This window comes from Cupriavidus sp. HY129, assembly GCF_059492215.1.
This window is the reverse complement of the sequence record NZ_CP083255.1, coordinates 1,736,254-1,751,243: the sequence shown is the minus strand read 5'-3', so window position 1 is coordinate 1,751,243 and position 14,990 is coordinate 1,736,254. Positions and strand designations below refer to the sequence as shown.

The following is a 14,990-nucleotide window of genomic DNA, read 5'->3' as shown; positions in this document are numbered from 1 at the left end:
TTGCCGTGCGTCCGTTTCACGAAACACGGGTTTCCCGGGCGAGCAGCGCGTCCGCCTTCGGCTTGGCCCGCAGGAACCAGGCCAACGACAGCAGCACGACCCAGCCCGCGCCAACGTACAGTGCCACGCGCGTGTCCTCGACATACCCCAGCACGCCGATCACGAACAGCATGAAGGCGATCGCCAGCGCCGGACCGACCGGCCACAGCGGTACCTTGAACTTGAGGGCGCGGACCTCTTCGGCCGACAGGCGGCGTCGCATGGCAACCTGCGACAGCAGGATCATCAGCCAGACCCACACGGTGGCGAAGGTCGCAATCGACGCAATGATCACGAACACCTGTTCGGGGATCAGGTAGTTCAGCACCACACCGCCGAGCAAGGCAGCAGCCATCGCCAGCACCGTCACCCAGGGCACGCCATGACGCGAGGTAGTGGCGAACAGGCGCGGCGCCTGGCCCTGCTCCGCCATGCCGTACATCATGCGGCCAGCGCCAAAAATATTGCTGTTGATTGCCGAGATGGCGGCCGAGATGACGATCAGGTTAAGCACCGCCGCTGCCGACTTGATCCCCAGCCCGGAGAAGATCTGCACGAACGGGCTGCCCTGGCTACCGATGCCGGTCCACGGGAAGATGGCCATCAGCACGGTCATCGTCAGCACGTAGAACAGCAGGATGCGGGCCGGCACGGCGTTGATCGCGCGCGGAATCACCTTCTCCGGATTCTGGGCTTCACCGCCGGTGATGCCGATGATCTCGATGCCGCCGTAAGCAAACATCACCACCGCCAGAGACGCGATCAACCCGCCCGCGCCGTGCGGCAGGAAGCCGCCATGCGCCCACAGATTGGTCAGGCCCGGCGAATGCTCGCCATTCATCTTCACGCCGAGGAACAGGATCAGCGTGCCGCCGATGATCATCGCCGCGATGGCCAGGATCTTCACCAGCGCCAGCCAGAACTCGAGCTCGCCGAACACCTTCACATTGCACAGGTTCAGCCCGCAGATCAGCATGACGATGCCGAGCACCCATATCCATTGCGGCACTTCGGGGAACCAGAATCCCATATAGATACCGAATGCGGTCACGTCCGCCAGACAGACGATGATCATCTCGAGGATGTAGGTCCATCCGGTAAGAAAGCCCGCGAGCGGCCCCAGGTACTCGCTGGCGTAGCGGCCGAACGAGCCGGTCACCGGCTCGCGCACGGCCATCTCGCCCAGCGCGCGCATGACCATGTAGACCGCCGCGCCGCCCACGATGTACGCCAGGATAACGGCCGGGCCGGCCAGCTGGATCGCCGATGCCGAACCGTAGAACAGGCCCGTGCCGATGGCCGAGCCGAGCGCGAGAAAGCGGATATGCCGCGCGCTCAGATTGCGTTGCAGGTTTTTCAAGCTGTCTCCAGAAGGATGTCTAGATTGGGACCGAAGGCCCATGGCGCGCGGATCTTTGCCCGCTTGGCGCCGGCGCGAGCGTCCGTCAGACGCTCGGCAGGATGCCTGCAGGCAGCAAGGCCGTAAGGTGACGCTCGGCGATCAGCACGCTGGCGTCTTCGATATCCGGCGCGAAGTACCGGTCCTTGTCGTAGAACGGCACCGACTGACGCAGCAGGCCGCGCGCGCGCTCCAGCGCTTCGGTGGTCTTGCCGCCTTCACGGAAGTCCATGCCCTGGCAGGCCGCCAGCCATTCGATCGCCACGATGCCCTTGACGTTGCTGGCCATCTCCCAGAGACGTTTGCCAGCGTTGGGCGCCATCGACACATGGTCTTCCTGGTTCGCCGACGTAGGCAGGCTGTCGACACTGGCCGGATGCGCGAGCGCCTTGTTATCCGATGCCAGCGCGGCGGCCGTGACCTGCGCGATCATGAAGCCGGAGTTCACGCCGCCATTGGCGACCAGGAACGGCGGCAACTGCGACAGGTGCTGGTCCATCATCAGCGACACACGCCGCTCGGAGAGCGAGCCGATCTCGGCCAGGGCCAGCGCGAGGTTGTCCGCGGCCATTGCCACCGGTTCCGCGTGGAAATTGCCGCCCGAGATGATATCGCCTTCCTGCGCGAATACCAGCGGATTGTCGGAAACCGAGTTCGCCTCGACACCCAGCACATCCGCCGCATTGCGGATCTGCGTCAGGCAGGCGCCCATGACCTGGGGTTGGCAGCGCAGCGAGTACGGGTCCTGCACCTTGTCGCAATGCGCGTGCGATTGGCCGAGCTGGCTGGTCTCCCCCAGCAGGTGACGATAGACCGCCGCCGCGTCGATCTGGCCGCGCTGGCCACGGGCAGCGTGAATGCGCGGATCGAACGGAGCGCGCGAGCCAAGCGTTGCCTCGACGGTCAGCGCGCCGCACACGCTGGCCGCCGCGTACAGGTCTTCCGCCTGGAACAAACCCTGCAGCGCATACGCGGTGGAAACCTGCGTGCCGTTCAGCAGCGCCAGCCCTTCCTTGGCGGCGAGCGTAAGCGGCTGCAAATCGGCAATGGCCAGCGCTTCGCGAGCGGACAGCCATTCGCCGCGATGTCGTGCCCGGCCTTCGCCCAGCAGCAGCAACGACATATGGGCCAGCGGCGCCAGATCGCCCGACGCGCCAACGGAGCCCTTCAACGGGATGCACGGGTACACCTCGGCGTTCACCAGCGCGATCAGCGCGTTGATCACCTTGCGGCGGATGCCGGACAGGCCACGCGCCAGGCTGTTGATCTTGAGCACCATGATCAGGCGCACCAGCGCGTCGTCGATCGGCTCGCCCACGCCTGCCGCGTGGGAAAGCACCAGCGAACGCTGCAGGTCCTCCAGGTCCGCGCGGGCAATGCGGGTCTGCGCCAGCAGGCCGAATCCGGTGTTGATGCCGTAGGCCGTACGGCCCTCGGCGATGATGTTTTCGACGCACGCCACGCTGCGGTCGATGGCGGGGAAGGCGCGCTCGTCGAGCGTGATCTTGACGGGCTGCTGATGCACGGCACGCAGTTGCGCGAGCGTGAGCTCACCGGGTTGCAGATGCAGGGCGAAGACTGGCTGATTTTCTTGGTACGACATGGTTCAAATCCGGAGTTACTTGGAGGTGCCGAGCATCGGCAGGTTCAGGCCGTTTTCGCGGGCGCAATCGATGGCAATCTCGTAGCCGGCATCGGCGTGGCGCATCACGCCGGTCGCCGGATCGTTGTTCAGCACGCGGGCGATACGGGCGGCGGCGGCATCGGTGCCATCGCAGACAATCACCACGCCAGAGTGCTGGGAGAAGCCCATGCCAACGCCGCCGCCGTGGTGCAGCGACACCCAGGTGGCGCCACTGGCGGTATTCAGCAGCGCGTTGAGCAGCGGCCAGTCAGACACGGCGTCCGAGCCGTCCTTCATGGATTCGGTTTCGCGGTTCGGGCTCGACACCGAGCCCGAGTCCAGATGGTCACGGCCGATCACCACGGGCGCGGACAGTTCGCCCGAACGCACCATTTCGTTGAAGGCCAGGCCCAGCTTGGCACGCAGGCCCAGGCCAACCCAGCAGATCCGCGCCGGCAGGCCCTGGAAGCTGATGCGCTCCTTCGCCATGTCCAGCCAGCGGTGCAGGTGCGCGTCGTCGGGGATCAGTTCCTTGACCTTGGCATCGGTCTTGTAGATGTCCTGCGGATCACCGGACAACGCGGCCCAGCGGAACGGGCCAATGCCGCGGCAAAACAGCGGACGGATATAGGCCGGCACGAAGCCCGGGAAATCGAAGGCGTTCGACACGCCCTCTTCCTTGGCCATCTGGCGGATGTTGTTGCCGTAGTCGAAGGTGGGCACGCCCATCTTCTGGAAGGCCAGCATCGCCTCGACGTGCTTGGCCATCGACTGCTTGGCGGCCTTCACCACCTCGGCCGGCTTCGTCTGCGCGAGGTCGCGGTACTTGTCCCAGGTCCAGCCGATCGGCAGGTAACCATTGAGCGGATCGTGGGCGCTGGTCTGGTCGGTCACCATGTCCGGGCGCACGCCGCGACGCACGAGTTCCGGCAGGATCTCGGCCGCATTGCCGCACAGCGCGATGGAGATGGCCTTGCCTTCCCCGGTGTACTTCGCGATACGGGCCAGCGCGTCATCCAGATCCGTGGCTTGCTCGTCGACGTAGCGCGTACGCAGACGGAAGTCGATACGGCTTTGCTGGCATTCGATGTTCAGCGAACATGCGCCGGCCAGCGTCGCGGCCAGCGGCTGGGCGCCGCCCATGCCGCCCAGGCCCGCGGTCAGCACCCAGCGTCCGGTCAGGTTGCCGTCATAGTGCTGGCGGCCTGCCTCGACGAAGGTCTCGTAGGTGCCCTGCACGATGCCCTGGCTGCCGATATAGATCCAGGAACCTGCCGTCATCTGACCGTACATCGCCAGACCCTTGGCATCCAGCTCGTTGAAGTGCTCCCAGCTAGCCCAATGCGGCACCAGGTTGGAGTTGGCGATCAGCACGCGCGGCGCATCGGCATGCGTCTTGAACACGCCCACCGGCTTGCCCGACTGCACCAGCAGTGTCTCGTCGTCGCCCAGCGTTACAAGCGACTCGACGATCTTGTCGTAGCACTCCCAGTTGCGCGCGGCGCGGCCGATGCCACCATAGACCACCAGTTCCTTGGGGTTCTCCGCCACTTCCGGGTCGAGGTTGTTCATCAGCATGCGCAGCGGCGCCTCGGTCAGCCAGCTCCTGGCCTGAAGCTGATTGCCGCGCCGCGCGCGGATCTCTACGTCACGGTAACGATTGGGGGTGCTCACGGTTGTTCCTCATCCACGGTTTGTTCACGACGGCGATGACGCCACAGCGCCATCCGATGGGGTTGTACAGTATTGTATAGACAAGTTGATTTGTACTGGGGTTTACCCCGTTTTCAGGGCGAGCAGATAGCGCGGCAAAGGGGACGGGAGGGAACGGGAGGGAACGGGAGTGGACCTTGCCGCACAGTGGCACGGCAAGGTCAGGGGCTCAGCGGAGCAAGGAAATAGCGAAGGGGGGGCGTCAGGCGCCGGGGCCGAACCGCCCTTCCAGGCGGTGACGCGACCCCGGATGCAGCAGGCGGGCGAACGTCACGACGCGCTTGCCCGACCATGTGCGGCGCCGGATCAGCAGGCACGGTTCGGCGCGCGGGATCTGCAGGAGTTTTGCCTCGTCGGCGGTGGCGACTACGGCCTCGACGATATGCTCGCCCGCCGTCAGGGGAGCAAGGCTTTGCAGATAGGCATTCGGCGTGTCGACGCTGAAGTCCTGCTTCAGGTAGTCGGGAGCCAGGCCCGGATTGACGTAGCGGTCCTCGATCTGCACCGGCACGTTGTCCTGGTAGTGAACGATGATGGAATGGAAGATCTTCTCGCCTTCGCGCAGATCCATCGCCACCGCGCGCTCGGGGCCGGCGGGCTCCTCGCGCACCAGGATCACCTCGGAATGATGGCGATGTCCACGCTCCGCGATCTCGTCCGCGATGTTGTTGACCTCGAGCAGCGAAGACTGCATCTTCGGCTCCGCCACGAACGTGCCCACGCCCTGCATTCGCACGAGCCGGCCTTCGGCGGTGAGTTCGCGCAATGCGCGGTTGATCGTCATCCGGCTGGCGCCGAACTGTTCCACCAGTTCGTTTTCGGACGGCACACGATGATGCGCCGGCCACGCGCCCGTATCGATCTGTCGGGTGATCATCTGCTTCAGGCGCAGATAGAGCGGCATTGGCGCGTCCTCGGCACTGCTGTCCATCGTCAGCTCAGGCGTTTGACGCGGCATTCTTGGGGTTCTCCAGCTCCGGGCAAGGATAAAGCGCGACGCGTTGACCGATTCGCGCACCTATACATGATTAGACAATTGCCAGCATTATCGCAAATGCCGGGCTATTGGTATTCGCTCCTGGCGTGGGGTGAAGCCGGGCATGGAAATACCCGGGCTACCAACGCAAGAAACCCCGCGCCTCGACTGCGAGACGCGGGGTCCGTGGCCGGCGGCTGGCGCGCCGGGATTGGCCTGGTGGTCGTACTTTAGTCGTCGTACTTTAGTCGTCGTACTTTAGTCGTCGTACTTTAGTGGTCGTACTTTAGTGGTCGTACTCCACGCTGGTACTGAAACTCAGATCGAACGTATCAGACCAGCTAAGGTTCGCGAACGACATATCGCTTGTGCCAGTCGCCCCGGCAACTGCCGGGAACGCCGCCCCCTGATCGCCCGGCACCGACACGTTGACCACCGTATTAGCGGCCGCCGGCCTGGCACGCGCATTGCCGCTCACGAATACCTGCGGGGCGCCACCGATGGTCGATCGGATCTGCACGTTGGTCTTCTTCACGAACGGCACGCCCGATGCAGAGGTCCAGCTCATCGGGAATGTGGCCCCACCAGCGAACTCCGAGCCCGAACCCGGCGTCAGGGCATCACGCGCGGTCTTGCTGACTTCCTGCCACGCATACTGGCGCAGCGTATCTGGCGACGGCGGCGGTGTGCGCAAACGCACCGCGTAGCTGTAGGCCGGGGCTGCCGCATTGTCTTTCTGGTAGATCGCGAAAGTGTAGACACCGAACGGCGTCACGTTCGCGAGTTCCGTGGCGCTCAACTGCGGATTCGAGAACGCGGCGTTGCTGCCCGGCCATTTGAACTGCGCCTGCGCGGCCGGATCCTGGGCAACACCGGCCAGACGGTAGCTATTGCGGCAGCTGTTCAGCTTGCTCGAGTACTTGCCCGGAATCGCGCTGGCGTCCACACCTTGCATGTCACCCGGCGCAAGCTGCGCGTGGATATTGAGCGTGTCGCACGCACCGGTGCTCGGCTTGAGCAGCACCCCTGCACGCAGCCCCGGGCCTGTCACCACGGCGAAATCGACCGGCACGTTCTGGTCGTCCGTGATACCTACCTGCAAACTCAGCGAACTGACGAAGGCATTGGTGCCGGTGGTCGCTTTGGGGGCGTTCAGCCAGTCCCAGCGCTGCGCATTGCCCGTGACCTTGCTCAGCACGTGACGCTGGTTGCCGACCAGACGCCAGCCATTGTCGCTGGTCGTCCGAGCCGACGGCTGCAACGCGATCTGCGCGATCTGCTGCATGCCATCGCGGATGCCATCGGCGCGTGTCCAGGACACCTTGATCCAGACCTTGTCGGTCGCCTGGACCCGAATGATCTCCGGCAGGCTGAAGACCGCGCCAGTCATGCCGTCGTCGCCGACGATGCTGGAGCCCAGATCCTGCTCGGCATTCGCGCCGTTGCTAAGGTAGCTGCTGGGCACACCCGCCATCAGCGCGCCCGGCGCGACATCATCGACGATGATCTGCTCACAGGCGGCCACGCTTCCGCTCAACCGGGCGGAAGCGGTTGTCGACGCCGCGAAGCACTGATTGAATGCCGCCTGCAGCCCGGCAAGATCGCTGGCGCTGGGCAAGCTGGAAACCGGTTGGCCGCCGATCGTCGCCACGCTTGGCAGGCTTGCGGTGTCGGCCGCCGTCGGCGCAACACCGGGCGCAAGCTGGAGCATTGTCGGCGTATCGCTCGATGCGCCCGCCACCGATGTCAGTTGCACGCCGCCATTGGGCAGCACGTTGACCTTTACCTGATCGAGCAGACGGTCCAGCCCGGGCGCACCGGCCGTCAACGGACCGGAGATCAGATCCACGCCGGTGTTGCCGGTGGCGGCCAGCAGAGCGGCCAGCGCGTCCGAGTACGCTTTCACCGTGGTGCTGATCGACGATGCCGTGACCTTGGACTGCAGGAGACCGGTATCGGCCAGCAACTTGGTCGGGTTGTCGCCAATGATCGTCGCTGCAATCGCGTTGGTGAGCGGCGTGATGTTGATCGTCTGAGTACCAGCTGTCGCGCTCAGGCTGATCAGCGTGGCCTGCGAGTCGGCTACATTGCCCGTGGCGGCCAGCACGAACGGCGCAGTCAGACCGGTCACGTCGCACTGGAACGAACCAGTGGTGGCATCGGCAGGACAGCTTGCCGACTTGCCCGAGGCGTCCGTCAGCGTCACCGTGGCACCTTGCATCGCCGCGCCGGTCGCCGCAACGCCGCTGACGACCTGCTTGGTGGGCGCAGTGGTGCCCGGTGGCGTGGTCGTGGTCGTAGTCCCCCCCGTTGAAGAATCGCCACCACCACCGCATGCCGACAGGGCAAGCACTGCGATGCAAAGCGCAATGGGCGTGAGCTTCATATTTCCCCTTCCGTGCTGTCTGTATTGAAAAAATACTCTCGATCCGACTCAGAGCAGGCAGATCCCAGTGGCCTTCGAGTTCGGGCCGATGGTGCTCGTGTCGAAATTCGTGATGTGGGGCAGCCCGGTTGCGCAGGCGATGACCCACGTGACCTGATTGTTGACGCGGGTCCCCAGGATGACCTGGGTGTTGCCGGCGCCCAGGCCATCGGAGCCCTGCTCATAGACGTAGCCGCTCGGGCTGTAGGTGGCGCGCTGGCCCTTGCAAACGAACAGCGTGCCCGTGTCGCCGGCCGGAGCGGCGTAGAGGTTGCAGAACGTATAGGAAATCGTCCCGCCGCACGTATTGGTGATCGTCGTGCTACCCGATGCGTTGTGGCCCATCCGCACGCAGTTCATGGCACTGACGCCGGACTTGAGGCCGCCAGACCCGGACGCGCCGCTGTCGACCGTGGCGCTTCCGCCCGTGCCGGTTGACGTTCCCGAGCTGCCTCCGCTGCTCGACCCACTGCCGACATACACCCACAGACCCGTCGCGTCGCCACCGGCGCAATTCTTGTAGGCGAAGCCATAGCTGGTGGTCGCGCTGGGATTCACCGTGACGTTCATGCCACTCGCGAAGGTCTTGGCATTCGTGAACCAGTCCGCCTGCGTCACGGACGTATCGCATTTCGCGGTCAACACAACGTTCGTCCCCGCCGGCACCGGGTTGTCCGCCGATGTCGCGGGCGAACTCGACACCGTGCACTGCGGCTTGGCAACCGTGCACGATGCGGCGGGCGTGGCGTCGGTGGCGCTGCCCGTCCCCGCTGCGTCGCCGCCGCCCCCGCACGCGGCGATGGTCACGGCAAGGATGCCGAATAGCGTGGCTGCGGCGAATCTCCTGGTCTTTGTCATGGCTCGATCTTCCCTTCCGGCTGTTGTCTTGTTTTGTGCCGGCGAGCGTACGTGGCAACGGCCGGGGGCGCATCACCAAGATTGACGATGACAAGTGCGACCGTTTTGCCCATCTCCCCCGGTCGGCCCGCCGTGGACGCCGTAGCTGGTGCAGGCGTGTATCGGCCTGTCCGGAATCCCCGGGGCATATACATTGCGATACAAATCCCCCCGCCCGCCGCTACATGCCGGTTACTTGCGCCACCTAAAGTCATGCACAGGTTGATCACACACAGGAGCGAGAGATGCCGGAGATCGTCAATTTGCCTCGACGGGGCTTTATGGGAGTTGTTGCGGCGACGCTGGCCGCGGCGCAATTCGGGGGGGCACAGACGGCCCGGGCCCAGACCAGCCAGCCGCACGCAACGCCACTGCCCTCACCCCGGCCAGGCACTCATACGAGCTTTGCGCCGATCAAGCAGATCAAGGCCGGCGTGCTGAACGTCGGCTACGCGGAGGCCGGCCCGACCAACGGGCCCGTCGCGCTGCTGCTGCACGGCTGGCCGTATGACATCTACAGCTTCGTCGACGTAGCGCCGCTACTGGCGGCGCGCGGCTATCGCGTGATCATTCCCTACCTGCGCGGCTACGGATCCACCAGCTTTCTGTCTTCCGACACCATGCGAAATGGTCAGCCCTCGGCGATTGCCGCCGACATGATCGCGCTGCTGGATGCGCTCGGCATCCAGAACGCCGTGGTGGCCGGCTTCGACTGGGGCGCGCGCACCGCCGACATCATGGCCGCACTGTGGCCAGACCGCTGCCGGGGGCTGGTCTCGGTCAGCGGCTACCTGATCGGCAGCCAGGCCGGCGGCAAGGTCCCCCTGCCGCCCGAGGCCGAGCTGCAGTGGTGGTACCAGTTCTACTTCGCCACGGACCGTGGCCGCGCCGGCTATCAGAAGTACACCCACCAGTTCGCCAGGCTCATCTGGAAACTGGCATCACCGAAGTGGGATTTCGATGACGCCACGTTCGAACGTAGTGCCGCCGCGTTCGACAACCCCGATCACGTCGACATCACGGTGCACAACTATCGCTGGCGGCAAGGGCTGGCCACCGGAGAAGCCCGGTTCGACGATATCGAGAAACGGCTCGCCACCGCGCCCACCATCAGCGTGCCCACCATCACCATGGAAGGCGACGCCAACGGCGCGCCTCACCCCGAGCCAAGCGCTTATGCCAGCAAGTTCACGGGCCGGTACGAACACCGCAACGTGACCGGCGGGATCGGCCATAACCTGCCGCAGGAAGCGCCCGCCGCGTTCGCGCAGGCGGTGCTCGACGTGGACCGGCGCTAAGGCACCATGCAGGCGATGGGCAGTCGTCATGGCCGCCCGGCCAGCGCCCATTACAGGCTCACGGTGGCGTAGCTCAGCGTCTTCGGCGTCTTGACCATGACTTCCGGCACCTCGCCAACGACGACGGTATCGTCCAGGCGGAAGCCACCCAGGCCGTACACATACAGTCCCGGCTCGGACGAATAGACTTCGCCGGCGAGCAGCGGCCGGGTGTTGAACGCCATATCCTCGGGATACTCGTGCAGCATCAGACCCACGGCATGGCCCGTCCGGTGGAACACGTAATCGCCACACCCCGCGCTTTCGATCACCGCCTGCGCGGCGGCGTCCATGTCGCAGACACGCCGGCCCACCACTGCCGCAGCCACGGCAGCGTCCGTGGCCAGCGCCGCAACGCTGTAGAACCTGGCCTGCTCATCGCTGGGCTGACCGCAGAACCATGTGCGCTCGTTCTCCACGTAGAGGCCGTTCAATCTCGGCAATACAAGGTTGACGATGGTGTCGCCCTTCGCGATGCGCGAGCCGCACGCCGCGCCGTCGCCATGCGGGGACGCCGAGGCAGGGCCGGTGAGCGTCCAGCATTTCATGATCTCGAAGTCCTCTCCCGCGAAACGTCGCGCAGCCTCTTCCACCATCAGCGCCGCCATGGCGTGATCGAGCTCCTGCACTAGCCGGCCGGGACGAATGTTCTCTCGGTAGCGGTCCTGAACCCAGTCCGTCAAGGCCGCGAGGTCACGCATGGTCTGCAGCTCCTCGGCGTGCTTGACCCAGCGCAGGCTGCGCATCTCGGCCATCGCCGGACGCAACGTCATCTCGGGAAGATAGCGCTGCGCGCCGGTCAAGATCGGATGCTGAACGTCGACGGCGATGCGCGACATCCCGAGGCCCTTCGCGGCCAGCAATGCGGCCACGACTTCGGGCAGTTGCGACGGCAGGGCCAACCGGTTGGCCACGCGGGGATGCTCGGCGTAGTACGTCACGTCCGAGAGCCACACCGTGCCCTTCTCCGCGGCAAACCGCATGTGGTTGGTCGATAGCTCGTTCATCACGGCGAACGTCTCGCCGTTGCGCGGCACGACGACGAACACGGGGCGCTCCCATGGCCACACGTCGAGCTGGAAATTGGTCGCGTACTGGAAAAAGTCCGGCGAGCCGAATACCAGCGCATCCACGCGCAGGCGGTCCATCAGGCGATGCATCGCGGCCAGGCGATAGTCATGCACGGCTTTGGTCAGATGTGGCATGGTTTTCTTATCAGAGCGGTCAGGGTAGTCAGAGAGAAATGTTGAGACGGCGGATGACGGGGCCCCAGGCGTCGGCGTCGCGCTTCATGTAGCGCTCCACCTCCGAAGGCGGGCCCTTGATCGCATCAAGGAACTGGAAGCCCAGCTTCTCCTTGAACTGCGGATCGTCCTGGATATGGTTGATATCGGCATTGATCTGCTGCACCACGGCTGGCGGCGTGCCCGCGCGGGCGACGATGGCATACCAACCCGGCACTTGGACGTCGTAACCGAGTTCCTTGAAGGTAGGCACCGAGGGCAATGCCGCCAGTCGCCGATCGCCAGTGACCGCCAGCGGCACCAGCTTCTTGCCCGCGATAAACGGTTGCACGCCGGCCACCACGTTCATCATCACCGGCGTCTGCCCGTTCATCAGGCTTGTCGAGCCACCCGTGCCATTGAACGGCACATGCTGCATCGTGATGCCAGTGCGCTCCGCCACCAGTTCCATCGCCAGATGCGTGGAATTGCCGATACCGCCCGACGCGAAGCTGATCTCGCCGGGTCGCGCCTTGGCAAGGCGCACGAAGTCCTGCAAGGTCTGCACATGCAGTGACGGCGATGCGACGAACACGAATGGCGAGTTCGCCAGCATTGCCACGCCGGTCAGGTCCTTGGCCGGCTGATAGGGCAGCTTGGGATAGAGGTACGGGTTGAAGCTGAGGTTGGAAACACCCGCGAAGAACAGCGTGTATCCATCGGCCGGCTGCCCCAGTACGTAGGAAATCGCCAGCGTCCCATTCGCGCCCGGCTTGTTCTCCACGACTACTGGCTGCTTCCACGCCTGGCTGAGCTTTTCAGCCAGCGCGCGCGCCAGTACGTCATTCCCCGTGCCGCCGGCCTGCGGCACCACCAGCCGGACTGGTTTCGTCGGAAATGTCTGCGCCTGTCCGATCAGTGGCAGCGCCATCGCCACGGCCATGCTGGCCATCCTTCCCAATAGCTTTCGCAAATCCATGTTGCTTCCCGATGAGTTCTCTCGCCGCCACCATCGGCCGCGATGACGTGAAATGTACCATGTGGTACATCAACATCGAAAATTGGGGTTTACGTGAAAACGTGGGAATGGAATCTGGTTGGCGCGTGGATCTGGATTCTGCGTATCGCTGTGTAGTGCTACTTGAACCCAAGAGCATTCTTGTGCGCTTTCTGACGCGCGGTGGAAAGGCAGACCAGTGACACAAGGCCAGGCAGCCTTCGCCACGGTTTCACGAAAGCTTCATTGATCAAGCGCAGATTTGCATAAGAGTTCCGCGCCTTCTTTTTAAGAAAAAAATGAATCAAACCAGAGGCCCGTTGTCAGATCGGCATACGTGTCGTCGGACACCAGACAGGAAAGTTTCCAAACAACTGTTCGTATTACTGAACAGTATGTCGGCGACCTCTCCCTTTTTACGATGCATCTTGAAACCTACACTGGAAGCCATGCGCAACCCACCGCAAGTTCTTGCCAGGTTTCAGAGAACGGCACAGCAATGGAATTCCTCCTTTCTGCTTTTACTTTCACCCTCCCCCTCCTCTGCGCCATTGGCCTGTCCGCCTTGACTGTGGCTCGCTTGCTTCAATCCCCTGCTCTGCGCCGCGCGCGTGACCGCTAACACCGCTCCCCCTTGCGTACTGCCACGCGGTTCGGCGACGACTCAAAACCTTCCGGCTCGCAGCCTGACAGTGCATTCACCGTTTGCCGTGATGGTGCGTGGTGGCCTGATCATCCAAATCATCCCGATGGGATCTAAACACAGGAATGTCATGAAAATAGACTCCGTAGCTTCGCGTGCGTTTGCCATGCCAATCACGAGCCCAGCGTTCCCGATGGGGCCGTATCGCTTCGTGAATCGGGAGTTCTTTATCGTGACCTATCGCACGGACATGGATCGGTTGCGCGAGGCTGTCCCCGAACCCTTGAAAGTCACCTCGCCCCTGGTGAGCTACGAGTTCATCCGGATGCCGGATTCGACCGGCTTTGGCAACTACACGGAAAGTGGCCAGGTCATCCCCGTCGAGTACGAAGGCGTGGCAGGCAGTTACACCCATGCGATGTACCTGAATGATCATCCGCCGATTGCGGGCGGCCGGGAACTCTGGGGGTTTCCCAAGAAGCTGGCTTCGCCAGCCCTCGAAACGCATATCGACACGCTCGTTGGCACACTCGATTACGGCCCGGTCCGGATTGCCACCGGCACGATGGGCTACAAGCACCGCGAGCTCGATCTTGCGGAACAGGCCAGGCGGCTTGCCATGCCGAACTTCCTGCTGAAAGTGGTGCCTCACGTGGACGGCTCCCCTCGCGTCTGCGAACTGGTGCGCTACTACCTCGAAAACATCACGATGAAAGGGGCCTGGACCGGTCCCGCGTCACTGCAGTTGTCTCCCCATGCCCTCGCACCGGTTGCCGATCTTCCGGTTCTTGAAATCGTCGAAGCACGCCACCTGATCGCCGACCTGACGCTGGGTCTCGGCGAGGTCGTGCACGACTATCTGGCGAAGTAGCAGTTCTTGTTCTCGCGTATCCAACTTACTCAACGTACTCAACGTATCCAGGAGTTGATCATGACTAATCTGAACGGCAAGGTTGCAGTCGTCACCGGTGCGGCAAGCGGCATCGGCAAGGAAATTGCGTTGGAACTGGCGAAAGGCGGGGCCGCGGTTGCCATCGCCGACATGAATCTCGATGGCGCGAATGGCGTCGCCGATGAAATCCGGAAATCTGGCGGCAAGGCCATCGGCGTGGCCATGGACGTCACCAACGAGGACGCAGTCAATCAAGGCATCGACAAGGTCGCGGCGGAGTTTGGCTCAATCGATATCCTGGTCTCGAACGCGGGCATCCAGATCGTCAATCCCATCGAGAGCTATGCGTTCTCGGACTGGAAGAAGATGCAAGCCATCCATGTGGACGGCGCATTCCTGACGACGAAGGCCGCGCTCAAGCACATGTACAAGGACGACCGTGGCGGTGTAGTGATCTACATGGGATCCGTGCACTCCCACGAAGCGTCGCCGCTGAAGTCGGCGTACGTGACCGCGAAACATGGATTGCTGGGGCTGGCCAAGGTGCTGGCCAAGGAAGGCGCGGCTCATAATGTGCGCTCGCATGTCATCTGTCCTGGCTTCGTAAAGACGCCGCTGATGGAGAAACAGATTCCACAGCAGGCCAAGGAACTGGGCATCAGCGAGGCCGAAGTGGTGCGAAACGTCATGCTTGGCGGTACTGTCGATGGCGTCTTCACCACTGTGGAGGATGTCGCGCAGACCGTCCTGTTCCTTTGCACGTTCCCGAGCGCGGCACTGACCGGACAATCGTTTGTTGTCAGCCACGGCTGGTTCATGCAGTAA

At 63.7% G+C, this 14,990-nt stretch carries 11 protein-coding genes; 3 read left to right on the top strand and 8 right to left on the bottom strand.

Features of this window, described 5'->3' with window-relative positions; translation table 11 throughout:
- Window positions 1–16: 16 nt before the first annotated feature.
- The 6 genes from K6G35_RS24160 to K6G35_RS24135 form a co-directional block, all read right to left on the bottom strand.
- Window positions 17–1,399, bottom strand: a complete 1,383-nt coding sequence (locus tag K6G35_RS24160) for an amino acid permease (RefSeq protein WP_017514162.1) — start codon at window positions 1,397–1,399, stop codon at window positions 17–19.
- A gap of 85 nt (window positions 1,400–1,484) precedes the next feature.
- Window positions 1,485–3,041 (bottom strand): histidine ammonia-lyase, encoded by a 1,557-nt coding sequence (gene hutH, locus K6G35_RS24155; RefSeq protein WP_035883891.1) that lies wholly within the window; start codon window positions 3,039–3,041, stop codon window positions 1,485–1,487.
- Between the two features lie 15 nt (window positions 3,042–3,056).
- The gene (hutU, locus tag K6G35_RS24150; protein WP_035883892.1) at window positions 3,057–4,736 is read right to left on the bottom strand and encodes a urocanate hydratase; all 1,680 of its coding nucleotides are present in this window, start codon (window positions 4,734–4,736) and stop codon (window positions 3,057–3,059) included.
- A 241-nt stretch (window positions 4,737–4,977) separates the two neighbouring features.
- Window positions 4,978–5,733, bottom strand: a complete 756-nt coding sequence (gene hutC / locus K6G35_RS24145) for a histidine utilization transcriptional repressor HutC (RefSeq protein WP_008651975.1) — start codon at window positions 5,731–5,733, stop codon at window positions 4,978–4,980.
- 304 nt (window positions 5,734–6,037) lie between these two features.
- Window positions 6,038–8,137 (bottom strand): hypothetical protein, encoded by a 2,100-nt coding sequence (locus K6G35_RS24140; RefSeq protein WP_495676451.1) that lies wholly within the window; start codon window positions 8,135–8,137, stop codon window positions 6,038–6,040.
- Between the two features lie 48 nt (window positions 8,138–8,185).
- Window positions 8,186–9,034 (bottom strand): hypothetical protein, encoded by an 849-nt coding sequence (locus K6G35_RS24135; protein WP_035883894.1) that lies wholly within the window; start codon window positions 9,032–9,034, stop codon window positions 8,186–8,188.
- A gap of 284 nt (window positions 9,035–9,318) precedes the next feature.
- On the opposite strand from K6G35_RS24135, the gene K6G35_RS24130 reads away from it, so the two are divergent.
- A complete protein-coding gene (locus K6G35_RS24130) occupies window positions 9,319–10,371 on the top strand; it encodes an alpha/beta fold hydrolase (protein ID WP_008651982.1) in 1,053 nt (350 codons plus the stop codon).
- A gap of 50 nt (window positions 10,372–10,421) precedes the next feature.
- Here the strand turns inward: K6G35_RS24130 and K6G35_RS24125 are convergent, their stop codons facing one another.
- Both K6G35_RS24125 and K6G35_RS24120 read right to left on the bottom strand, forming a co-directional pair.
- A complete protein-coding gene (locus K6G35_RS24125) occupies window positions 10,422–11,615 on the bottom strand; it encodes a M24 family metallopeptidase (RefSeq protein WP_008651983.1) in 1,194 nt (397 codons plus the stop codon).
- A gap of 28 nt (window positions 11,616–11,643) precedes the next feature.
- A complete protein-coding gene (locus K6G35_RS24120; RefSeq protein WP_035883896.1) occupies window positions 11,644–12,612 on the bottom strand; it encodes a Bug family tripartite tricarboxylate transporter substrate binding protein in 969 nt (322 codons plus the stop codon).
- Window positions 12,613–13,403: 791 nt separating this feature from the next.
- Between K6G35_RS24120 and K6G35_RS24115 the strand changes: the two genes are divergently transcribed.
- Window positions 13,404–14,144, top strand: coding sequence for an acetoacetate decarboxylase (locus K6G35_RS24115; RefSeq protein WP_008651987.1), 741 nt, complete (start codon window positions 13,404–13,406; stop codon window positions 14,142–14,144).
- 60 nt (window positions 14,145–14,204) lie between these two features.
- Window positions 14,205–14,990, top strand: coding sequence for a 3-hydroxybutyrate dehydrogenase (locus K6G35_RS24110; protein ID WP_008651989.1), 786 nt, complete (start codon window positions 14,205–14,207; stop codon window positions 14,988–14,990).

Bases quoted from the DNA above. Each gene is read 5' to 3' on its own strand.
- hutH (WP_035883891.1), bottom strand. From the start codon at position 3,041: ATGTCGTACCAAGAAAATCAGCCAGTCTTCGCCCTGCATCTGCAACCC.
- hutC (WP_008651975.1), bottom strand. From the start codon at position 5,733: ATGCCGCGTCAAACGCCTGAGCTGACGATGGACAGCAGTGCCGAGGAC.
- K6G35_RS24140 (WP_495676451.1), bottom strand. From the start codon at position 8,137: ATGAAGCTCACGCCCATTGCGCTTTGCATCGCAGTGCTTGCCCTGTCG.
- K6G35_RS24135 (WP_035883894.1), bottom strand. From the start codon at position 9,034: ATGACAAAGACCAGGAGATTCGCCGCAGCCACGCTATTCGGCATCCTT.
- K6G35_RS24130 (WP_008651982.1), top strand. From the start codon at position 9,319: ATGCCGGAGATCGTCAATTTGCCTCGACGGGGCTTTATGGGAGTTGTT.
- K6G35_RS24125 (WP_008651983.1), bottom strand. From the start codon at position 11,615: ATGCCACATCTGACCAAAGCCGTGCATGACTATCGCCTGGCCGCGATG.
- K6G35_RS24120 (WP_035883896.1), bottom strand. From the start codon at position 12,612: ATGGATTTGCGAAAGCTATTGGGAAGGATGGCCAGCATGGCCGTGGCG.
- K6G35_RS24115 (WP_008651987.1), top strand. From the start codon at position 13,404: ATGAAAATAGACTCCGTAGCTTCGCGTGCGTTTGCCATGCCAATCACG.
- K6G35_RS24110 (WP_008651989.1), top strand. From the start codon at position 14,205: ATGACTAATCTGAACGGCAAGGTTGCAGTCGTCACCGGTGCGGCAAGC.